This window comes from Bradyrhizobium sp. CCBAU 11386 (genome assembly GCF_028128955.1).
GTDB lineage: Bacteria > Pseudomonadota > Alphaproteobacteria > Rhizobiales > Xanthobacteraceae > Bradyrhizobium.
In genome coordinates this window covers 1-21,685 of the sequence record NZ_LBKA01000186.1, presented here as the reverse complement: position 1 = coordinate 21,685, position 21,685 = coordinate 1, and the positions used below count along the sequence as shown (strand labels likewise).

General features: G+C 64.8%; 17 protein-coding genes and 1 tRNA gene. 7 read left to right on the top strand and 11 right to left on the bottom strand.

The window, feature by feature from the left end:
• Positions 1–166 precede the first annotated feature (166 nt).
• The 5 genes from recQ to XI09_RS12660 all read right to left on the bottom strand — a co-directional run bounded on the left by recQ (position 167) and on the right by XI09_RS12660 (position 7,364).
• Positions 167–2,032, bottom strand: a complete 1,866-nt coding sequence (gene recQ / locus XI09_RS12680; RefSeq protein WP_271567137.1) for a DNA helicase RecQ — start codon at positions 2,030–2,032, stop codon at positions 167–169.
• A gap of 267 nt (positions 2,033–2,299) precedes the next feature.
• On the bottom strand, positions 2,300–3,043 hold the full coding sequence (locus XI09_RS12675; RefSeq protein ID WP_271567136.1) for a polysaccharide deacetylase family protein: 744 nt from the start codon (positions 3,041–3,043) through the stop codon (positions 2,300–2,302).
• Between the two features lie 105 nt (positions 3,044–3,148).
• The gene (gene metA, locus XI09_RS12670) at positions 3,149–4,150 is read right to left on the bottom strand and encodes a homoserine O-succinyltransferase MetA (RefSeq protein ID WP_271567135.1); all 1,002 of its coding nucleotides are present in this window, start codon (positions 4,148–4,150) and stop codon (positions 3,149–3,151) included.
• Between the two features lie 12 nt (positions 4,151–4,162).
• Positions 4,163–5,464 (bottom strand): O-acetylhomoserine aminocarboxypropyltransferase/cysteine synthase family protein, encoded by a 1,302-nt coding sequence (locus XI09_RS12665; protein WP_271567134.1) that lies wholly within the window; start codon positions 5,462–5,464, stop codon positions 4,163–4,165.
• Between the two features lie 325 nt (positions 5,465–5,789).
• Positions 5,790–7,364 carry an amidase family protein gene (locus XI09_RS12660; RefSeq protein WP_271567133.1) on the bottom strand — a complete coding sequence of 525 codons (1,575 nt, stop codon included), beginning with the start codon at positions 7,362–7,364 and terminating at the stop codon, positions 5,790–5,792.
• A gap of 251 nt (positions 7,365–7,615) precedes the next feature.
• On the opposite strand from XI09_RS12660, the gene XI09_RS12655 reads away from it, so the two are divergent.
• Entirely contained in the window at positions 7,616–8,434 is an 819-nt protein-coding gene (locus XI09_RS12655) for a uracil-DNA glycosylase (protein ID WP_271567132.1), read from the top strand.
• Complete coding sequence (locus XI09_RS12650; protein WP_271567131.1) at positions 8,431–10,041, top strand: amidohydrolase family protein; 1,611 nt, start codon at positions 8,431–8,433, stop codon at positions 10,039–10,041. The genes XI09_RS12655 and XI09_RS12650 overlap by 4 nt, the downstream gene beginning before the upstream one ends.
• A gap of 7 nt (positions 10,042–10,048) precedes the next feature.
• On the opposite strand, the gene XI09_RS12645 is transcribed toward XI09_RS12650, so the two are convergent.
• Positions 10,049–11,083, bottom strand: coding sequence for an aldo/keto reductase (locus tag XI09_RS12645; protein ID WP_271567130.1), 1,035 nt, complete (start codon positions 11,081–11,083; stop codon positions 10,049–10,051).
• Positions 11,084–11,093: 10 nt separating this feature from the next.
• Positions 11,094–12,275: an MFS transporter gene (locus XI09_RS12640; protein WP_271567129.1), complete on the bottom strand. Its 1,182-nt coding sequence runs from the start codon at positions 12,273–12,275 to the stop codon at positions 11,094–11,096.
• A 98-nt stretch (positions 12,276–12,373) separates the two neighbouring features.
• Here XI09_RS12640 and XI09_RS12635 point away from each other — a divergent pair, with 98 nt between their 5' ends.
• From XI09_RS12635 to groL, 3 genes are all read left to right on the top strand, one after another.
• Positions 12,374–13,327 carry a LysR family transcriptional regulator gene (locus tag XI09_RS12635; protein ID WP_271567128.1) on the top strand — a complete coding sequence of 318 codons (954 nt, stop codon included), beginning with the start codon at positions 12,374–12,376 and terminating at the stop codon, positions 13,325–13,327.
• A 407-nt stretch (positions 13,328–13,734) separates the two neighbouring features.
• Positions 13,735–14,049 carry a co-chaperone GroES gene (locus tag XI09_RS12630; RefSeq protein ID WP_271567127.1) on the top strand — a complete coding sequence of 105 codons (315 nt, stop codon included), beginning with the start codon at positions 13,735–13,737 and terminating at the stop codon, positions 14,047–14,049.
• 71 nt (positions 14,050–14,120) lie between these two features.
• A complete protein-coding gene (gene groL, locus XI09_RS12625) occupies positions 14,121–15,761 on the top strand; it encodes a chaperonin GroEL (protein ID WP_271567126.1) in 1,641 nt (546 codons plus the stop codon).
• A gap of 179 nt (positions 15,762–15,940) precedes the next feature.
• Here the strand turns inward: groL and XI09_RS12620 are convergent.
• Positions 15,941–16,030 (bottom strand) — tRNA-Ser (locus XI09_RS12620).
• Between the two features lie 196 nt (positions 16,031–16,226).
• On the opposite strand from XI09_RS12620, the gene XI09_RS12615 reads away from it, so the two are divergent.
• On the top strand, positions 16,227–16,568 hold the full coding sequence (locus XI09_RS12615) for a hypothetical protein (RefSeq protein WP_271567146.1): 342 nt from the start codon (positions 16,227–16,229) through the stop codon (positions 16,566–16,568).
• Positions 16,569–16,777: 209 nt separating this feature from the next.
• On the opposite strand, the gene XI09_RS12610 is transcribed toward XI09_RS12615, so the two are convergent.
• The 3 genes from XI09_RS12610 to XI09_RS12600 form a co-directional block, all read right to left on the bottom strand.
• Complete coding sequence (locus XI09_RS12610; RefSeq protein ID WP_271567125.1) at positions 16,778–18,241, bottom strand: trehalose-6-phosphate synthase; 1,464 nt, start codon at positions 18,239–18,241, stop codon at positions 16,778–16,780.
• 233 nt (positions 18,242–18,474) lie between these two features.
• Positions 18,475–19,296, bottom strand: a complete 822-nt coding sequence (otsB, locus tag XI09_RS12605; protein ID WP_271567124.1) for a trehalose-phosphatase — start codon at positions 19,294–19,296, stop codon at positions 18,475–18,477.
• Between the two features lie 3 nt (positions 19,297–19,299).
• The gene (locus tag XI09_RS12600) at positions 19,300–20,784 is read right to left on the bottom strand and encodes an MFS transporter (protein ID WP_271567145.1); all 1,485 of its coding nucleotides are present in this window, start codon (positions 20,782–20,784) and stop codon (positions 19,300–19,302) included.
• A gap of 181 nt (positions 20,785–20,965) precedes the next feature.
• Here XI09_RS12600 and XI09_RS12595 point away from each other — a divergent pair, with 181 nt between their 5' ends.
• Complete coding sequence (locus tag XI09_RS12595) at positions 20,966–21,322, top strand: DUF3175 domain-containing protein (RefSeq protein WP_271567123.1); 357 nt, start codon at positions 20,966–20,968, stop codon at positions 21,320–21,322.
• Positions 21,323–21,685: the final 363 nt, after the last annotated feature.

The window sequence follows — 21,685 nt, the reverse complement described above, 5'->3', positions numbered from 1 at the left end:
CAAGCGTAAGCGCAGACCCGGGACCCATAACCACAGGATTGCGTTTGGCGGAGACTCTCAGTTACCAGCTTACCATAACCACATCGTCCTGTGGTTATTGATCCCGGATCTGCGCGCGCTTTGGGCGCGCTTGTCCGGGATGACGGTGGAGATATCAGCTCGCCCCTTACCGCGTCCTGATCAGCCGCAGCAGCTCATCGCCGTAATGCTCGAGCTTCTTGTCGCCGATGCCGGGCACGTTGCGGAGCTCGTCCAGCGTGGTCGGCCAGGCCCGCACGATGCCGTCGATGGTGGCATCGTGCAGCACGACATAGGCCGGCACGCCGCGTTCACGCGCGACATCCGAGCGCCAGGAGCGCAGCCGCGCGCGCAGCTCGGGATCGACGTCGCCTTGCGGGGCGCTTGCGGCAGGCGCGAGATCGCCGCGGCGGGATTTGGCGCGGCTGGAACGGATGCGGGTGCCGGGCGCCTCCTCGCGCAGCCACACCTCGGTCTCGCCGCGTAGCACGCCGCGTGCGGAGTCCGTCAGCTTCAGCGCGCCATAGGCTTCACTGTCGCTCTGCAAATGGCCCATCGCCACGAGCTGCCGCAGCACCGTGCGCCACTGCTTTTCGTTGAGCTCGCGCCCGATGCCGAATACCGACAGCTTGTCGTGGCCGAACTGCGTGACCTTCTCGGTCAGGCGACCGATCAGCACGTCGATCAGGTGCATTGCGCCGAAACGCTGGCCGGTGCGATAGACGCAGGAGAGCAGTTTTTGCGCCAGCACCTTGCCGTCGCGCATCTTCGGCGGCGTCAGGCAATTGTCGCAATTGCCGCAGGTTTCGCCGTGCACGATCTCGCCGAAATAGGCGAGCAGCCGCCTGCGCCGGCACTGCGCGGTCTCGGCGAGCCCGACCAGCGCGTCGAGCTTGCCGATCGACACGCGCTTGAAATCGTCCGAGCCGCTGGACTCGTCGATCATGCGGCGCTGCTGCACGATGTCGGAGAGGCCGTAGGCCATCCATGCCGCGGACGGCTTGCCATCGCGGCCGGCGCGTCCCGTCTCCTGGTAATAGGCCTCGATGCTCTTGGGCAGATCGAGATGCGCGACGAAGCGCACGTCGGGCTTGTCGATGCCCATGCCGAAGGCGATGGTCGCCACGATGACGATGCCGTCCTCGTTGAGGAAGCGGTCCTGGTTGCGCGAGCGCACGCTGCTGTCGAGCCCGGCGTGATAGGGCAGCGCGGCAATGCCAGCATCGTCGAGCGCGGCGGCGACCTCCTCGACCCGGTTGCGCGACAGGCAGTAGACCACGCCGGCGTCGCCCGCATGGCGCTCCCGGATGAATTCCTTGAGCTGCGACACCGCATTGCGCTTGTCGACGATCTCGTAGCGGATGTTGGGGCGGTCGAAGCTGGAGACGAATTGCGGACTGCCCCCAAGCTGGAGACGTTCGACGATCTCCTTCCGCGTCAGCTCGTCGGCGGTTGCGGTCAGCGCGATGCGTGGCACCTCGGGGAACCGCTCGGCGATGATGGAAAGGCCGACATATTCGGGCCGGAAGTCGTGGCCCCATTGCGAGACGCAATGCGCCTCGTCGATGGCGAACAGCGCCACCTTGGCCTGTGCCAGCATCGACAGGCAGCGCGGCGTCACCAGCCGTTCCGGCGCGACATAGAGCAGGTCGAGATCGCCCGCGATCAGGCGCCGCTCGATGTCGGAGGCTTCCTGCGGCGTCAGCGACGAGTTCAGCGCGGCGGCGTTGACCCCGGCCTCGAGCAGGCCGGCGACCTGGTCGCGCATCAGCGCAATCAAGGGCGAGACCACGATGCCGCAGCTTTCGCGCAGCAACGACGGCAGCTGGTAGCACAGCGACTTGCCGCCGCCGGTCGGCATCAGCACCAGGCAATTGCCGCCATCGGTGACGTGCCGGATGATCTCGCCCTGCGCGCCGCGGAACCCCGGCAGGCCGAACACCGAATGCAGCACCGACAGCGCGTCGCGGCCGTTGGCCGGCGCGGGCAGCGGAGCGGTGGAAGGGACGTTCATGAGTGTGTCGGAGGCCGTGGGATTCGTCACAAGGCCAGTCGCATGCTGGCGCGGGCGTGGCAAGACTGTTTGCGCGGCTTGCACCGCTGCTTCCACTCCCTCTCCCCGTTCTTACGGGGCCGCGACGCGCTTCGCCCGCGCTGAGAGGGTTGGGGTGAGGGGCTTCTCTCCACATATCAGGCCGCCGATGAACCTGTACCCCCTCACCCGGATCGCATCTATCGATGCGATCCGACCTCTCCCCGCAAGCGGGGAGAGGTAAAAAAGCTACGCCCCGATCCTTCGCAGCGCCTCTGCGACGGTCACGATCGGCATGTCGCGCTTGGCGGCCGCCTCCAGCGCGTGGCGCATCAGCTGTGGCGTGCAGCCATAGGGACTCGGCGCGTGCGCGACGTCATGGCCGTAGAAGATGAGCCATCCGCCGCTCTCGACCGCCTCGTCGAAATAACGATTGACGCCCGCCGTATCGATCTCGCAATCGACCAGCGGCGAGGCGCGCAGGAACTGGAGGTCGATGACGTCGCGATTGACGCCGGGCAGAATGCCGCGCGCCGAGCGGAAGGTTCTTGCGAGCTGCGGCTTGCGCCAGATCGAGGCGAGGCCGTACGGATAGGCGAAATTCTCCAGCGTGATCGAGGAATCGATGGCGCGGAGATGGCTGCGGTTCCGTTCGATCTCGCGGGTCATGGCGGCCCCGTCGAGATTGACCGCGCACTGGTGCGAAAAGGTGTGGCAGGCAATCTCGTGACCGGCACGGTGAAGCCGCACGATCGCGTCGTTCGACAGCCCATGCCAGTGATCCGACGGCCGGTCGATCAGGCTGCCGGCGATGTAGTAGGTGCCGCGGCCGCCATGCGCTTCGAGGAGCGAGGCGCCCTCGCCGGCGGCACTATCGGGGGCATCGTCGAAGGTGAAGCTCACCATCGGCGCGTGCGCGGGCAGCCGGTGCGGCGCGGCACGGAAATGCCGGGCGAGCCGATTGCTCACGCGTCCCTGGAGTGCCGACCACACGACTGCGTTTCCTGTGATTCCGTATTTCTCTACTGAAACATTCGCGTGCCGGTTGAGGCAAGCTTAACGCTTGGGTAATCCTAACGCGGAACCAACGCCCTTGGGCTAGCGCGCAAGGACCGCGGCCTCGGCTTCCGCACCGAGATATTGCAGCCAATTGCGGAATAGTGCCGCCGCCGTGCTGCCGGCGGCGATATCAGCGCGCAAGTTCAGCGCCGGCAGGTCATTGGTCAGCGCCGGATGGCGCTGGTGTCTCGCCTGCTTCTCGAAGCGCACCAGCTTCTCTTCCGTCGCTGCGTCAAAATAGCTCACGGGCAAATGCGGATAATTCTCGCGCTCACGCGCGAGGTAACGGCCGACGTCGCGCAGATATTCGCGCTGAAGCGACAATGCGTCATATTCGGGATGGCCCTGGAAGAACACGAAGCGGCTGGCATATTGGCGGACGAAGACGTCGACGCCGGCCAGCGCCGACCGTGTCAGCACCCGATAACCGGCCTGATCGAGGTCGCTCTCGACAATCTCGTTCAGGCGCGAATGCGAAACCTTGAGCGGCGCCGGCACGGCATGCGTCAGCGGATCGCTCGTGACGGCCTCGCAGTCGAAGATGCCGTGACACTTGGCCGGCAACCGTCGCCGCGCGATGCCGTCGAGGTGCAGGACTGCGGCATGCGCGGCAAGGCATGACCAGATCGTCGAGCGCGTGTTGGCCTTGGCCCAGTCGACCAGATCGGTGAGGTCGCGCCAGTACGGCTCCTGATCGAGCTCGGGCGCGACCGGCTCGGCGCCGGTCACGATCAGCCCGTCGAATCGCTGACGCTTGAGATCCGCGAGATCGGAATATTCGCTCTCGACGTGCCATTTCGCTTCGGGCGAGCGCTTGACCGAGGGCAGCGAGAAGCAGTGGAAGCGAATGCGGCGCGGGCCCGCGGCGGCCTGGAGCAGCTTCATGAACTGCCGCTCGGTCGCCTTCAGCGCCGGATCAGGCATGTTGTTGATCAGCCCGATGGTGAGCTCGGCGCCGGCATGCTCGCGCGCCGGATCGCCCTCGGCCGGCACCAGCGCCGGGCTCGATATGCCATGATCCCTGTCGATCAGGATCGTCATCGGGGCCGTCGCCTACTCCGCGGCCTGGAGGCGCGACGACGGACAGGCTTTCTCCAACGCCTGGTCGATGTCCTCGATGATATCGGCGGCATGCTCGATGCCGATGGACAGGCGGATCGTCTCCGGCAGCACGCCGGCAACGCGCTGCTGCTCCGCCGACATCTGGCGGTGCGTGGTCGAGGCCGGATGGCAGGCCAGCGACTTGGCATCGCCGATATTGACGAGGCGCGTGATCAGCTTCAGCGCATCGTAGAAGGTCTTGCCGGCTTCCATGCCGCCCTTGATGCCGAAGGTGAACAGCGAGGAGGCGTTGCCGTCGAGATATTTCTGGACCAGCGGATAATAGGGGCTGTCCGGGAAACCCGTGTAATTGACCCAGGCGACGCGCGGGTCGGTGCGGAGGAATTCGGCGACCTTGCGCGCATTCTCGACGTGGCGCTCCATGCGCAGCGCCACGGTCTCGATGCCCTGGAGCAGCAGGAAGGCGTTGAAGGGCGAGAGCACCGAGCCCATGGTGCGCTGATAGACGCTGCGCGCGCGCTCGATATAGGCGGTCCTGCCGAAGCGCTCGGCATAGACGAGGCCGTGATAGGAGGCGTCCGGCTTGTTATAGGCGGGGAAGCGGTCGGCGTATTTCGCCCAGGGGAAGTTTCCGGAATCGACGATGGCGCCGCCGAGCGTGGTGCCGTGGCCGCCCAGGAACTTGGTCAGCGAATGCACGGCGATGTCGGCGCCGTAGTCGAACGGCTTGAGCAGGATCGGGGTTGCGACCGTGTTGTCGACGATCAGCGGCACGCCGTGGGCGTGTGCGATGTTCGCCAATGCCTCGATGTCGCAGACATTGCCGGCGGGATTGCCGATGGTCTCGGCGAACACCGCACGGGTGTTCTCGTCGATCAGTTTTTCGATCGCATCCGGCTTGTCGCTCTCGGCGAAGCGGCCGGTGATGCCCTGGCGCGGCAGAATGTGCGAGAGCAGCGTGTGCGTGGTGCCGTAGAGCTGCGGCACGGACACGATGTTGCCGCCGTGATCGGCGACGTTGACGAAGGCGAAATGCAGCGCCGCCTGGCCGGTCGCGACCGCAAGCGCACCGACGCCGCCTTCGAGCTGGCTGATGCGCTTCTCCAGCACCGCGCTGGTCGGATTGGCGATGCGGCTGTAACGGAAACCCTCGGCCTCGAGATTGAAAAGGGCCGCGCCGTGATCGGCGCTGTCGAATGCGTAGGCCGCGGTCTGGTAGATCGGCACGGCAACCGCGTGCGTTGTGGCTTCGGGCTCATAGCCGGCGTGAATAGCGATCGTCTCGTTGCGCATCGTGCCACCTCCGCGTGGAGCGGGCCGCACTTATTGGCCTGTATGAGGCATGTGCGTTGTCCGCCGTCCTCGTGTTAGAGGCGGGTGGTAAAGCGGGCAATAATTCGTCTAGAGATCGAGGAAGTAACCCTAACGGTTGTTGGTCAATTGGCTAAAATTCGCATCAAATTGGATTAACAAATTCATACGCCTTGGCGCGAAGCGCCGGATGAGGGGTATCTATCCATACGGCTAGATGTGCTTGTGGGGAGAGCCCCCTCACCCGCTCGCCGCTTTGCGGCGAGCCACCCTCTCCCACAACAAGGGGAGAGGGTGAGAGTACTCTCTACTCCATCGTCTCCCAGAGGCGATGGACCAGCACGCCCGCGCGCTTCTCGATCGCCGCTGCGGCATCGAGCGCGAGGTCCTCGCGATAGCGCCCGGTGATGAGCTGCACGCCGATCGGCTTGCCCTCGTGCAGCGCCACCGGGACCACCGCGCCCGGCAGGCCCAGCACGTTGATCGCGGAGATGAAGCGTATCCCGCCCCAGAACACCTCCTGCACGCGCTCGGCGCTGACCGTGTCGTCGCGCGGGCCCGGCGTCGGACTGACCGTGGTCGGCGCCAGCACGACCGGATAGTCCTCGAAGAACAGCTGCCAGGCGCGGATGTGGCCGTTGCGCGCGGCCGTCGCCTGCATCCAGGCCTTGAGATCGAGCACGTTGGCCTTGGTCTTCATGCCGTTCCACGCCTTGTGGAAATCCTCGGTCGTGACCTTCAGCATCGCGGCCTCCTGCATCACCATCGTCTCGTTGGTGATGATGTCGCACCAGGTCTGCCAGACGCCGTTGATGTCGGGCACCTCGACCTCGCTGACGCGATAGCCGGAACGCTCGAGGTGATCGGCGGCCTTGCGCAGCGCTGCCGCGACGGACGGATCGACGTCCATGTCGTCTGGGATCTTCGCCAGCGCGACCTTGATCGGTCCCTTCGGCTTCGGCCCGACCAGCGGCGCCGGCACCCACCAGGGATCACGCGGATCGCGCTGGCTCATCACCTCCAGCGCAAGGCGGATGTCGGCGACGTGGCGGGCGAGCGGCCCCTGCGCCGACATCAGATGCGCCAGCATCGGCCGCTCGGCCGTTGCGCTTCCGTTGAAGGCGGGGATGCGGCCCTGCGTCGGCTTGATGGTGGCAACGCCGTTGCAATGCGCCGGCCAGCGCAGCGAGCCGCTGATGTCGTTGCCATGGGCGATGGTGCCGATGCCGGCGGCCACCGCCGAACCCGCGCCGCCCGAGGAGCCGCCGCAGGTGATATCGGGGTCCCAGGGGTTCAGCGTCAGCCCATGCAGCGGATTGTCGGTGAAGCCGCGGAACGAGAATTCCGGCGTGTTGGTGAGACCGATGACGATCGCGCCGGCCTTCTTCAGGTTGCGCACAACCGGCGCATCCGATGGCGCGATGAGGTCCTTGTTGGCGGGCACGCCGTTGAAGTTCGGCCGGCCTTGGTAATCGACGTTTTCCTTGATGGTGATGGGCACGCCGTGCAGGAGGCCGAGCTCGCCGCCCTTGGCGCGCTGCTTGTCGGCCGCATGCGCAGCCTTCAGCGCTTCCTTGCTGAGATCGACGACGACCGCATTCAGCCTGGGATTGACCGCGCGCATCCGATCCAGATGCGCCTCGACGGTCTCGACCGCGGAGATTGCGCCGTTGCGGATCGCGGCCGCGGTGTCGACCGCAGACCATTGCCAGACCGGTCCCTTGGGACGGCGCGCCGTGGCCGATTTGCGCGGGGCAGCCTTCTTGACTGTCTTCTTCGCAGGTTTCGCAACGGCGCCCTTGCGGGTGGTGGACTTCTTGCTCGAGGTCTTCGTTACTTTCCTTGAAACATTTTTCTTCTTGCTCGCCGTCTTCTTCGCCACGCCGCATCTCCTGAAATTGCGCCGCGGAGGTTATGGAGATCACGCGACCGTGTACAGGCGCGTTTCTGCATGGCGCGTTGTCGCGACGCTCTGTCACGGCCCCGGAGCGAGAGACGCTCGTGAACCTTTGCGCCCGCTGTCTTGACCCATATAGAGGTTGAATGGTGGAACAAACGACCGCTGAGATTGCGGCATAACGACCAGGTTTTTTGACGCAGCTATTTTGACATCGGCAGATTGGAGCATTTTCCATGCTCACAGAATTCGACGGCGGATACGGCGAACAGCCCTTTCGCGATCTGTGCGCCAACTACCCCGGCGCTGAAGCCTACGATCCCCACGACTTCCGGATTGAATGGGGACCGATCTTTCACCGCGGCCGGCTCGACGGATCGGCGCGCGTGCTCATCGTCGGCCAGGATCCCGCCCAGCACGAGACCATCGTGCGCCGGATCCTGGTCGGCACCGCGGGCCGCCGGACCCAGGGCTTTCTGGCCAAGCTCGGCATCACGCAGAGCTACGTGATGGTAAACACCTTCCTGTACAGCGTTTACGGCCAGAGCGGCGGCTCCAAGCACAAGAACGAGCCTGGCATCGTCGAATATCGCAACAAATGGTTCAAGGCCGTGCTGGGCCCCGGCAACATCGAGGCTGTCGTCTCGCTCGGCGGCCTCGCGGACGAGGCCTGGAAAGCCTGGCTCAAGAGCTCCGACGGCGCGGCCTACAAGACCCTCGCGTATCAGCACATCACGCACCCGACCTGGCCGGAAAGCTCCGCGCATGATTCCGCGACGCAGGCCGCGAATACCAAGATCATGCTGACCAAATGGAATGCCGCCCTCGCCGCGCTGGCGCCTGAGGTCAAGCATCCCGACGTGCCGACGGCACTCGTGCCGTATGGCGACGCCTTCAGGCCGTCCGAACTCGTCGACATCATTGCAAAAGATCTTCCGGCGGGACTGCCGGCCTGGATGCGTGGAGACACGCCGTGGGCCGTGCGCCAGGGCGCTGACGCTGCAACCAAGCGGCGCACGATCACGATCACCATTCCCGATGGGGTGATTCCATGAGCCCGGCCGCAAGCCCGAAGCGATGGGCGCTGACCGGCCGGATCGTGACGATGGCCACTGAGGGCGACGTCATCAAGAACGGGACGATCTTCATCGAGGATAATCGGATCGCCGCGATCCTGCCCAAGGGACAGCCGGCCCCAACGGGCTTCGAGGCCGTCGCCGCGGTGGCCACCGGCGGCACCATCTATCCCGGCCTGATCGAGCTGCACAATCACCTCAGCTACAACATCCTGCCGCTCTGGCGCGTGCCGCAACTCTTTGGCAATCGCGACCAGTGGCAGAACGCCAAATCGTACAAGACGTCCGTGACCGGCCCCATGAGCGCGATCGCTCTTGCCGACGACGGCTCGCTGCTGCCGGCCCTGGTTCGCTATGTCGAAGCCAAATGCCTGGTCGCGGGAACGACGACGAGCCAGGGGATCACGCTGTCGAACTGGAGCGGCACGATCCACAAATACTACAAGGGGGCGCTACGCGCGGCCGAGATCGGAAGCCCGCCCGATCTTCCGCGGGCACACTCCAAGATTCCCGACATCGATGCCGAGGATTGGGCGAAGTTCGACAACGAGCTCAAATCGTCGGCGTGCTTCCTGCTCCATCTCAGCGAAGGCATCGACGCCAAGGCGCACAGCCACTTCCTCGCCTTGCGCAACTCCTCAGGCGACTGGGCGATCGAGCCGTCGCTGGCCGGCATTCATTGCACGGCGCTCGATGCGACCGACTTCGGAACGATGGCCGAAAACCATGCCAAGGTCGTGTGGTCGCCCCTGAGCAATCTGCTGCTCTATGGCAAGACGACCGACGTCGTCGCCGCGCGCACGGCAGGCCTCACCATCGCGCTGGGCTCGGACTGGTCGCCCTCCGGCAGCAAGAACCTGCTGGGCGAGCTGAAGGCGGCGAAGGTCGTATCCACGCATTTCAATCTCGGCTTCAGCGACTACGACATCGTCGCGATGGCGACGCGCAATCCCGCCGCGATCCTGAAATGGGATGGAAAGTTAGGGACGATCGCCAAGGGCAAGTTCGCCGATCTCCTGGTGGTGAAGGGAGTGACCGGCGACCCCTACGACCATCTGATCAAGTCGCGCGAGCAGGACATCGTCTTGGTCACGATCGGCGGACGGCCGCGCTACGGGACGAAGAAGGCCATGCAGCAAGCCGGCGGAAGCGGCGAGGCCCTCAAGATCGGGAAGAGCGCGCGGACGATCGATTTCACCTCGCCCGACCAGGATCCGGGGATCGAGAAGGTCACGCTGGCGGAGGCGACGAACCGCCTGGGCACCGCGCTCGGCAATCTCGGCACGCTGCAACCGCATAGCATCGCCATGAGCGCGGCGATCGCCAGCGGAACGGTGTCACGAACCGGATGGCGTCTCGCACTCGACGAGCAGTTCGGCAACAATGTCCAACTGCGCCCGCGGCTCGCCTATAACGGCGTCCGGACCGGCCCCGATCTGGCAGCGGTCGCAGCCGCCGCCGAGCCGCTGCATCCCATCAAGCTCGATGGTCTCACGGTGGCGGGCGATCCCGTCTTCCTGGACACGCTGAAGAGCGAACCCAACCTTCCCCAGGGAATAGGCGCGGCGATTGCCGCCTTCTATTAGCGATCCGTCACACCAGTGGCGGATTGAGCCGCGCAAAGCCCTCCTGGATGCGATAGGGATAATAGGGGTAGGGCGGCATCACGGCGCTCGCCTCGTCGAGTCGCTTGATCTGATCCGCGCCCAGCGTCCAGCCGACCGCACCGAGATTGTCGCGCAGCTGCGCCTCGTCGCGGGCACCGATGATCACGGAGGAGACGGTGGGGCGCGACAGCAGCCAGGCGATCGCGATTTGCGGCACGGTGCGGCCGGTGTCCGCGGCGATCGTATCCAGCACGTCGACAATGGCATAGAGCCGCTCTTCGTCCACGGGCGGCCCGAACTGCGCGGTCGCGTGCAAGCGGCTGCTCGCAGGAAGCGGTTCTCCGCGCCGGATCTTGCCGGTCAGCCGGCCCCAGCCGAGCGGGCTCCAGACCAGCGCACCGACGCCCTGGTCGTGCGCGAGCGGCATCAACTCCCACTCATAGTCGCGGCCGAGCAGCGAGTAATAGACCTGGTGCGCGACATAACGCGGCCAGCCGTGGTTGTCGGCGACGGCGAGCGACTTCATCAATTGCCAGCCGGCGAAATTGGAGACGCCGACATAGCGCAGCTTGCCGGAACGCACGAGCGTATCGAGGGTCGACAGCACCTCCTCGATTGGCGTGAACGCATCGAAGGCGTGGAGCTGGAGCAGGTCGATCGTATCGGTGCCAAGCCGCCGCAGCGCTGCGTCGACCGAGGTCAGCAGTCGCTGCCGCGACGAGCCGGCATCGAACGGGCCATCGCCCATCGGCAGGCTCATCTTGGTCGAGATCAGCACCTTGTCGCGGCGGCCCTTGATCGCAGCGCCGAGGATCTCCTCGGAGGCACCGTTCGAATAGACGTCGGCACTGTCGAACAAATTGACGCCGGCATCGAGGCAGATGTCGACCAGCTTGCGCGCCTCCTCAATGCCGCTGCGACCCCAGGCAGAGAATAGAGGGCCCTGGCCGCCGAAGGTGCCGGTGCCGAAGCTGAGGACGGGGACCTTGAGTCCGGACGCGCCGAGATTGCGGTATTCCATGATCGCGCTCCTATTCCGCCGGGCACGCCGCGACGACGGCCGTGGTACGGTCGAGCCGGAGGCTCCACAGCGCCAGCACGAGGCCGATCGCGGTGATGCCGGCCGCCACCAGCGGCAGCGCGGCGAGGCCGAGCCCGCGGTCGATGGTGACGCCACCGGCCCAGGCACCCAGCGCATTGCCGAGATTGAACGCGGCGATGTTGAGGCTCGAGGCGAGCGTGCGCCCGCTGGGGCCGGCCGCTTCCAGCACGCGAAGCTGGAGCGGCGCGACGGTTGCGAAGGCGGCGATGCCGAGCAGCAGGATCAGCGCGATGGCCGCGATCTTGACCGACAGCACCGCGGCAAGGCCAAGCAGCACGATGGCGAGCGCGGCGAGCGTGCCGATCAGGGCCCGCGCCAGGCCGCGGTCGGCGAGCCTGCCGCCGGCGACATTGCCGATCGCAAGACCCGCGCCGAACACCAGCAGGATCGGCGAGACCGCAGCATCCGAAAAGCCGGTGAAACGCGTCAGGATCGGCTGGATATAGGTGAAGACGACGAACAGGCCGGCGAAGCCGAACACGGTCATGGCGAGGCCGAGCAGCACCTGCGGACGGCCGAGCACTGCGACCTCCTCGGCAAGCGAGACCGGCTTGTCGCCATTGCCGACATGGCCGGGCACGAACGCGGCCACCACGGCGAAGGCGATCACGCCGATCACCGTCACGGCCCAGAACGCCGCGCGCCAGCCGAGCATCAGGCCGAACCAGGCGCCGAAGGGCACGCCCAGAAGCGTCGCGACCGTGAGGCCGATGAACATGGTCGCGATCGCCGAGGCGCGCTTGTCCTCGGCGACGAGGCTGGTGGCCACCACCGAGCCGACGCCGAAGAAGGTGCCGTGGGCCAGCGAGGTCAGCACCCGCGCCGCCATCAACAATTCGTAGTTCGGCGCCAGCGCGCAGGCGGCGTTGCCGAGCGTGAAGATCGCCATCAGCGCCAGCAATACGGTTTTGCGCGGCATCCGCCGCGTCGCCAGTGTCAAGACCGGCGCGCCGACGAACACGCCGAGCGCATAACCGGAGATGAGCAGGCCCGCGACCGGCACGGAGACGTGCATGTCGGCAGCGACCTGAAGCAGCAGGCCCATGATGATGAATTCGGTGGTGCCGATGCCGAAGGCACCGGCGGTGAGCGCGAGAACGGCGGGAGGCATGCGGGACTCCGATGGATGGCACGAGCCACGCAGATAGCCGCGCTGCGGCAAAACCATTAGGATGTCCGCAATCCAATCATTTGTGACGTGAATTCAACATGGCCCGTTTCGACACCAACCGCTCCGCCGAGATGGAGGTCTTTGTCCGCGTCGTCGACCTGGGCGGGTTTACCCAGGCCGCGCGCAAACTGCGCCTGACGCCGTCGGGCGTCAGCAAGCTGATCTCGCGGCTGGAGGCACGGCTCGGCTCGCGGCTGATCAACCGCACCACACGCAAGCTCATGCTGACGGAGGAAGGCCAGGCGTTCTACCAGCGCGCCGTGCGTATCCTCGCCGAGATGGAGGAGGCCGAACGCGAGGCGGCCTCGGGCGCGGCACCGCGCGGCCGTCTCACCGTCAACAGCAACATCCCCTTCGGCATGCTGCACGTGATGCCGCTGATCCCGCGCTTCCTGGAAAGGCATCCCGACGTCACGCTCGATCTGGTGCTGACCGACACGCTGATCGACCTGATGCAGGAGCGCGCCGACGTCGCCATCCGCGTCGGCCCGCTGCGCGCCTCGCGCCTCGTCGCGCGAAAGCTTGGCACCAGCCGCATGGTCGTGGTCGGCGCACCGAATTATCTCGCCCGCTTCGGCACACCGAAGATTCCGGCGGATCTCGCCGATCACCGCGGCATCGGCTGGACCTTTCCGCGCTCGATTCGCGGCTGGCAATTCAAGCGCGGCGACCGCACCGAGGAAGCGGTCCCGCCGCCGGCCGCCCGCGCCAGCGACGGCGAAGCCGCCCGCCGCCTCGCACTCGGCGGCGTGGGCCTTGCCCGCCTCGCCCTCTTCCACATCGGCCCCGACATCGAATCAGGCCGCCTCGTCCCGGTCTTGCAGCACTACAATCCCGGCGACCGCGAAGACATCCACGCCGTCTATGTCGGCCACACCGCACCGCTCCCCGCGCGCGTCCGAGCGTTCATCGATTTTCTGGCCGAGCACGTGCGGGTGAGCGACCCGGGGCTCAAGCGCGCGGGGGATGGGAGGTGGAAACTGGTGGGATGAGGCTGATGGCGGAGGGAGAGAATCTGTAAAAAAACTTGCTCGACCGCTGCGCCTCAGGTGCTCTCGATAGGCGAGAGGGACGGGATTTCCCGGCCTCTCCGCGTACCGTCGCAGGTCTAGACTGCCGTTGGACGCGGCATCATTGTACCTGAACAGGCTAATCCAGACGCACGCAACCCTGCCCGGTTAGCCATCGGATGGCAAAGCCCAAGATTTCATTCCAGGGGCTCCTTTAGGTGGCTCTGAATGGGGCCTCCGCGGACCGGTGAGGGACGGATTTTCGAAATCCTTCGCGGCTTTGTCTTGTATGCCGGCAATGCCCGCTTATTTTTCGGAGCGGTTAGCCGTCGCTAGCTTCGACTGCTATTTCATCCAAAATAAAACCGACTAGAAGATAGGAGGAGAGCATGAAATTCCGTCCGCTTCACGACCGCGTCGTGGTCAAGCGCATCGACGCAGAAGAGAAGAGCGCCGGTGGCATCATCATTCCCGACACGGCCAAGGAAAAACCCTCCCAGGGTGAAGTCATCGCCGTTGGCCCCGGCGGCCGTGACGAAAATGGCAAACTGATCCCGATCGACGTCCAGGTCGGTGACCGCGTATTGTTCGGCAAGTGGTCGGGCACCGAGGTCAAGATCGACACCCAGGAGCTGTTGATCATGAAGGAGAGTGACATCATGGGCGTTCTCACCGACGTGTCTTCCAAGAAGAAGGCCGCCTAATCCATCGCTCAAGCGCCTGTCGAGCGCCTGATTAAGGGTGAGACTAAATCAAAAACGCAGGGAGACCCACTATGTCAGCCAAAGAAGTCAAATTCGGAGTCGAGGCCCGCGACCGCATGCTGCGCGGTGTCGACATCCTCCACAATGCGGTAAAAGTGACGCTCGGTCCGAAGGGCCGCAACGTCGTTCTCGACAAGTCGTTCGGCGCTCCCCGTATTACCAAGGATGGCGTCACCGTCGCCAAGGAGATCGAGCTCGAGGACAAGTTCGAGAACATGGGTGCCCAGATGGTGCGCGAAGTCGCCTCCAAGTCCGCAGACGCGGCTGGCGACGGCACCACCACCGCGACCGTGCTCGCCGCTGCGATCGTCCGTGAAGGCGCCAAGTCGGTTGCCGCTGGCATGAACCCGATGGATCTGAAGCGCGGTATCGACATGGCCGTGGAAGCCGTGGTCGCCGACCTCGTCAAAAACTCCAAGAAGGTCACCTCGAACGAGGAAATCGCCCAGGTCGGCACGATTTCAGCCAATGGCGATGCGGAGATCGGCAAGTTCATCGCCGACGCCATGAAGAAGGTCGGCAACGAGGGTGTCATCACCGTTGAGGAAGCCAAGTCGCTCGCGACCGAACTCGAAGTTGTCGAGGGCATGCAGTTCGACCGCGGCTACATCTCGCCCTACTTCGTCACCAACGCCGAGAAGATGCGCGTTGAAATGGATGATGCCTACGTCCTCATTAATGAGAAAAAGCTGTCTCAGTTGAATGAACTACTTCCCTTGTTGGAAGCAGTGGTGCAGAGCGGCAAGCCGCTTGTGATTATTGCCGAAGACGTCGAAGGCGAAGCGCTCGCCACCCTCGTCGTCAACCGTCTCCGCGGCGGCCTGAAGGTCGCCGCCGTCAAGGCTCCGGGCTTCGGCGATCGCCGTAAGGCTATGCTGCAGGACATCGCGATCCTGACCGGCGGCCAGGCCATCTCGGAAGACCTTGGCATCAAGCTCGAGAACGTCACGCTCAACATGCTCGGTCGCGCCAAGAAGGTCATGATCGACAAGGAGAACACCACGATCGTGAGCGGCGCCGGCAAGAAGGCCGACATCGAGGCGCGAGTATCTCAGATCAAGGCGCAGATCGAGGAAACCACCTCGGACTACGACCGTGAGAAGCTCCAGGAGCGTCTCGCCAAGCTCGCGGGCGGCGTCGCGGTGATCCGCGTTGGCGGCGCGACCGAGGTCGAAGTGAAGGAACGCAAGGATCGCGTTGATGACGCGATGCATGCGACCCGCGCGGCGGTCGAGGAAGGCATCTTACCAGGCGGCGGCGTTGCGCTGCTGCGTGCCTCCGAGCACCTCAAGGGCATTCGCACCAAGAACGACGACCAGAAGACCGGGGTCGAGATCGTGCGCAAGGCGTTGTCCTACCCGGCCCGCCAGATCGCAATCAACGCGGGCGAGGACGGCTCGGTCATCGTCGGCAAGATCCTCGAAAAAGATCAGTACTCGTACGGCTTCGACTCGCAGACCGGCGAATACGGCAACCTGGTCTCCAAGGGCATCATCGATCCGACTAAGGTGGTTCGAGTGGCGATCCAGAACGCGGCGTCCGTCGCAGCGCTTCTGATCACCACGGAAGCCATGGTCGCCGAGCTGCCCAAGAAGGGCGGCGCCGGCCCCGCGATGCCTCCGGGCGGTGGCATGGGGGGTATGGACTTCTAAGTCCAACATTCAAAGCTCGACAATGAGAAGGCTCGGTAGCGACGCCGAGCCTTTGCCGATTTCCTTGCGGTCAGCCGGGGTCCAATTCTGGCACCGTATTGGGCGAGCGCGTCGAAGCCCGCGCCGCCAAAAAATTCTGGCCTGTCTCCGGATCGAAGTAACAGATGATCTTGGTTGGGTGGCGGAGAGAGTGGGATTCGAACCCACGGTACGGTTTCCCGCACACACGCTTTCCAAGCGTGCGCCTTAAGCCACTCGGCCATCTCTCCGGAGCGCCCTCTCTTGAAGGGGCGCCGGCGATTTTGCAAGAGATCGCGGGGAAATCGGGTGAATTTTCCGTAAGATATTGTATTTGAAAGACAATATCTGGCGGCGGCGGCCGCTTCGCAGCCGCCTGCCGGCTGAACCCGTGACGGGTTTGGCGCGACGATTCACTTGAGAATGCCAAACACGACCGGGGACGCCATGACCATCCGCAACACCATCGCCGCACTCGGCCTGATTTCGGCCCTTGGCTCCGCCTTTGCCGGGCCGGCCCTGGCGCAGGTCTGCACCCGCCAAGGGGTCGACGTCAGCTGCGACGACGGGCGGCGCGGGGTGCTTTCGGGCGATGCCATCATCTGGCCGGACGGCACGCGCTCGAGCGCCGCGCCGCATCCGAGCGTGATCATCGGCAACAAGAGCTCGGTTCATGTCGGGCCCGGCGTGTTCGTCGGCCAGGGCAAGGGCATGGTGCCGCTGGACGATCCCAACGCGCCGAACAAGCGGCAATGCGCAATTCTGGAAGGGGTGTCGTATTGCTATTGAAGCCGGTGCTCGAGGTTCGCCGTCTTGCCCGGGCTCGTCCCGGGCATCCACGCTCTTGGGAGCCCGCGGCAAGACGTGGATGGCCGGGTCAGGCCCGGCCATGACACGTGGATAGGGTGTACGAGGCGTCGCAGAGATCGAGAGTTGAGCGCGCGAAAGCGGCTCCTCACCCTACCCTCTCCCCGTGAGAACGGGGCGCGAGAGAAGGACTAGATCAACCGCACGCCCGAGATCGCCGACTTCAACCAGCGCAGCGCTTGTGGCGGCTGGGCTGCGAGCGGGGCGACGGCGGCCTTCTCGACGCGGCACTTCTCCAGCTCGGCGACGAAATCGGCGGACCATTGCTGAATGGTGTGGCCGCGCAGCTTCTTCATCATCGCGTCCCAGCGCATCTTGCGCTCGGTGAGCGGCATCGCGGCAGCGATCGCGATCGCGCGCGCCATGGCATCGACATCGTGCGGATTGACCAGCAGCGCCGTGTCGAGCTCATTCGCTGCGCCGGCGAATTTCGACAGCACCAGCACGCCGGGATCGGCCGGGTTCTGCGCGGCAACATACTCCTTGGCGACCAGGTTCATGCCGTCATGCAGCGGCGTCACCACACCGACCTGCGCGGTGCGATAGAGGCCCGCGAGCACGGTCTGGCTGAAGCCTTTGTTCAAATAGCGGATCGGCGTCCAGTCCACCTCGCCATGGCGGCCGTTGACGTCGGTGACGAGGCGCGCGACCTCGTTCTGGAGATTGCCATAGGCCTCGATCGCACCGCGCGAAGGGTTGGCGATCTGGAGCAGCGAGATGCTGCGCAAGAATTGCGGCTGCTCGGTCCAGAGCCGGTCGAACGCGCTGATGCGGTTGACGAGGCCCTTGGAATAATCGAGCCGGTCGACGCCGATCGCAAGCCGCTCGCCGTTGAGGCTGCGGCGCAGCCGCGACACGTCCGGATGCGAGGCGGACTTGGCGGCATATTGCGCGAATTTTTCGGCATCGATGCCGATGGGGAAGACTTCAAAGCGCGTGCGGCCGTACTGCGACAGCACAACCCCGTCATCGATGGCAAGACCAAGCTCGCCGCCGACATAACCGAGGAAATTCTGGCGATCCTCCTCGGTCTGGAATCCAAGGAGATCGTAGGCGAGCATCGCCGTGATCAGCTCGCGATGATTCGGCACGCCCTGCATCACCGCGGCCACCGGCCACGGCGTATGCAGGAAGAAGCCGATCGGATCGTCGACGCCGAGATCGCGCAACTCCGCACCGAGTGCGAGGAAATGATAATCCTGCACCCAGAACGCGGTCCGGGGTTTACGGAAGCGCATCAAGGCGCGCGCCATGAAGGCGTTGACCTCGCGATAGCTGACATAGTCGTCGCGCGAGACACGGATCAGGTCGCTGCGCGAATGCAGCGCCGGCCACAGCGCCGAATTGGCAAAACCTTCGTAATAGCCGCCGTAATGCGCCGCCGGCAGATCCAGCGTCGCAATCGCGCCCGAACCCAGCGCCTCGATCTCGGCAAACGGTTCCTTCTGATGGCCGTCACGCACGCGGCCTGAAGACCCCACCCAGATGGCACCCGAATGTTCCACAACGGGAAGCAATGCCGCAGCCAAGCCGCCCGTCATGGGCTCGTTGGGTTTGCCGCGCGCGACTCGATTCGAAACGACGACTAAGTTCACAGGTCGTCCCCTCCTGTTCATTCCGCCCTGTTTAACTGATGTTCATCAATATGGTTCCTGATCATCGTTTCAACCAATTGAAACCAAAATCGGGCGCGCGCGTTGGAGCTGGTTTCCCCCGTGGAACCCACTGCAAAGACAGCTTTTCCAGTTGGATCGCACAGCATGCCTCCTGGCGCGCGAGAGCGCTGCGCGGACGGCCTTTATGTCTGCGGCGTGGCGCTGCCTTTGTTTCACCTCGGATCGAGCAGGCGCGCGAGGAACGCGCGCACATCGCTCGGCGCATCGAAGTGACCATTCACGCCCATGGTGCGGCGGCCGACCGAGAAAGCGAGCCCGTTCATGTCAGGCATGATCGCGAACACGGTCTCGTCGGTGACGTCGTCGCCGATGAACAGCGGACGCCGTCCCCTGAACGGTTCGTGCTGCATCAACTCGCGCACGCCGGTCGCCTTGGTGAAGCCGGAATGCTTGATCTCGCAGACGAACTTTCCGGGCAGCACCTCGATCGGCGCATTGGGCAGATCGGCGCGGATCAGCGAGACGGCCTCGAAGATCGCCTTCTCCGCATGCGGCGCGAGGCGATAATGCAGCGCCAGCGAATAGCCCTTGTCCTCGAGCAGAATGCCCGGGCTGAGCTTTGCGATCGCAGCGAGCCGCCGCTTCAACTCCTTGTCCAGCGGCGGCGCGTGCACGTCATCCGCTTCATTGTCCACCGACAGCCGCATCTCCGCGCCGTGGCCGGCGACGGCGCGATAGACGTCGGGCGCGAAGATCAGGTCGATGTCGTTGAGCGAACGGCCGCTGACCAGCGCCAGCGCCCCGGACGTGCGCTCCACCAACTGCTTGAGCGTCTCCGACAGGCCCGGCGGCACCCACACTTCGCGCGGCGTCGGCATCAGGTCGAGCAGCGTGCCGTCGATGTCGAGCAGGATCGCGGTCTCGCCGAGATGCGGCACGAGCGCATGCGGCACCGGCACCGTTTCCGGCACATCGTCGTCAACGGGCATGGTGCGCTTGTGGTCCAATGCCATTTCCGCAAGTTCCGATTTCATAGTCTACTCCATAAAGGCGAGCGGCCGCGCGATTTGTTCGAGCGATTTGCGTTCCGCGGAGATGGCATAGCGCCACGCCACGATCGCGGCCGCGATCATGAGGAATGCCCCCAGCAAATAACCGGCGAACACACTGGTGCGTGATCCCGTGTCGATCAGCGCGCCGAACAGCGCCGGGCCGATGACGCCGCCAATGCCGGTGCCGACCGCATAAAACACCGCGATCGCCAGCGCGCGGACTTCCAAGGGAAACGTCTCGCTGACGGTGAGATAGGCCGCGCTCGCGGCGGGCGAGGCAAAGAAGAAGATCACCATCCAGGCGATGGTCTGTCCTTGCGCACTGAGCGCCCCGATCGAGAACAGATAGCCCGACACCGCCAGCAGCAGGCCGGAGGCACCATAGGTGAACATGATCATGGCGCGCCGTCCGAGCGTATCGAACAGGCGGCCGAGCAGCAGCGGACCGAGGAAGTTGCCGGCGGCGAAGGGGAGCAGGTACCAGCCGACATGATCGGCGCTGATGCCGTAGAAATCGGTCAGCACGAGCGCGAAGGTGAAGAAGATGGCGTTGTAGAAGAAGGCCTGCGCGCTCATCAGCGCGAGGCCGACCAGTGCGCGCCGGCGATAGACCGAGAACAGCGTGTGCACGACCTCACGAATCGGCGTGTGATTGCGCATCTTCAGCCGGATCTTGGTGAAGCGTCCGTCGCTCGCATCCTGGTCGTGACCGATCACCGAACGCTCGATCTCGTCGACGAGCGCGTGAGCCTGATCGGGCCGCCCGTGGATCATCAGCCAGCGCGGACTTTCCGGGATCCACATCCGCATCAACAGCACGACGAGGCCGATGCTCGCGCCGATGAGATAAGCGAGGCGCCAGCCGAGATCGGGCCCGATCACGGCGGGGTCGAGCAGAACGATGGCCGCCACCGCGCCCATTGCCGCGCCGATCCAGAAACTGCCGTTGATGACGAGATCGGTCCAGCCGCGATAGCGCGCCGGCACCAGCTCCTGGATGGTCGAATTGATCGCGGTATATTCGCCGCCGATGCCGGCGCCGGTGAGGAAACGAAACAGCGCGTAGCTCGCGATATCCCACGACAGTGCGGTCGCAGCGGTCGCCGAGAGATAAACCGCGAGCGTGATGAAGAACAGCTTCTTGCGGCCGATGCGGTCGGTCAGCCAGCCGAAGCCGAGCGCGCCGAGCACCGCGCCGGCGAGATAGGCGGAATTGGCAACGCCGAGATCGAGATTGGAGAAGTGCAACGAGGGACTTTGCTTCAGCGCGCCGGAAAGCGCACCGGCGAGCGTCACCTCGAGCCCGTCGAGGATCCAGGTGATGCCTAGCGCCAGCACGACGCGGGTGTGAAAGCCGCTCCACGGCAGCGCGTCGAGACGCGAGGGAATGCTGGTCTCGATGATGCGATCGGCCGCGACCGCCGAGACAGCAGGTCCATAATTCAGCGCTTGGCTTTGCTGCAATTCCATCGCGTTGTTGGGTCTGACCAATGGAAGCGGCCCGGCTCACATGATGTGGCCGGGAACGAACCGATCATCGGGGTGCGGCATTCCGCCTGCGACCTGTGACAACGTCTGCGGCAAGGCCAGGTTCCCATGGGAACAGCATCCGGGATCGTCCGTTTCCGAAGGAGCTGCAAGGAGTTGGCGCATGGCTCATGTCAGAAAGACGACACATTCTCGCAAAACAGCTGCACGCAGGAAGACCAGCGTGCGCAAGCGCGCGAAACGCGCGACGCCGAAGCGCTGGTCGCAACGCGTGACGAAGGAGAGCGACGCGCTCGATCTCAAGCGCGGCGTATTCACGCTCACGAGTCCGAAGAAGATCGCAACCTCGCTGAAGCGCTCGGCCGAGCACAGTTCGCGCCGCAAGACCGGCGCCTATCGTTCGGCGCTGTCGATGCTGACGTTTTACATCAACCGTGCCGGCAAGACGCTGCCGAAGACCCAGCGCACGCGACTGGAGCGAGCGAAGGTGGAGCTGAAGCGGGCGTTCGGGAGGGCGTGAGACTTCGCACAACGCCTCCTAACCCCGCTGTCGTCCCGGACAAGCGCAGCTGCCGGCAACGCGCAGCGTGCCGGGAGCGGAGCGCCGATCCGGGACCCATAACCACAGGGAGTGGTTTGACGAAGATTCGGAGTTGCCAGCTTTCGCCGCAACTTCTCCCTGGGAGTATGGGTCCCGGATCGGCGCGCGCTCGAGGCGCGCTTGTCCGGGACGACAGCGGAGTATGAGGCGACGGCGCAGACTTCAGAGACGGCGAGCGCCTACGCCGCCCGGATATTCCCCATGAAGCGGTCGAGCTCGGCGCGGAGGCGGGTGCTTTCGGATGACAGCGTCTTGGCCGAGTTCAGCACCTCTTCCGAGGCC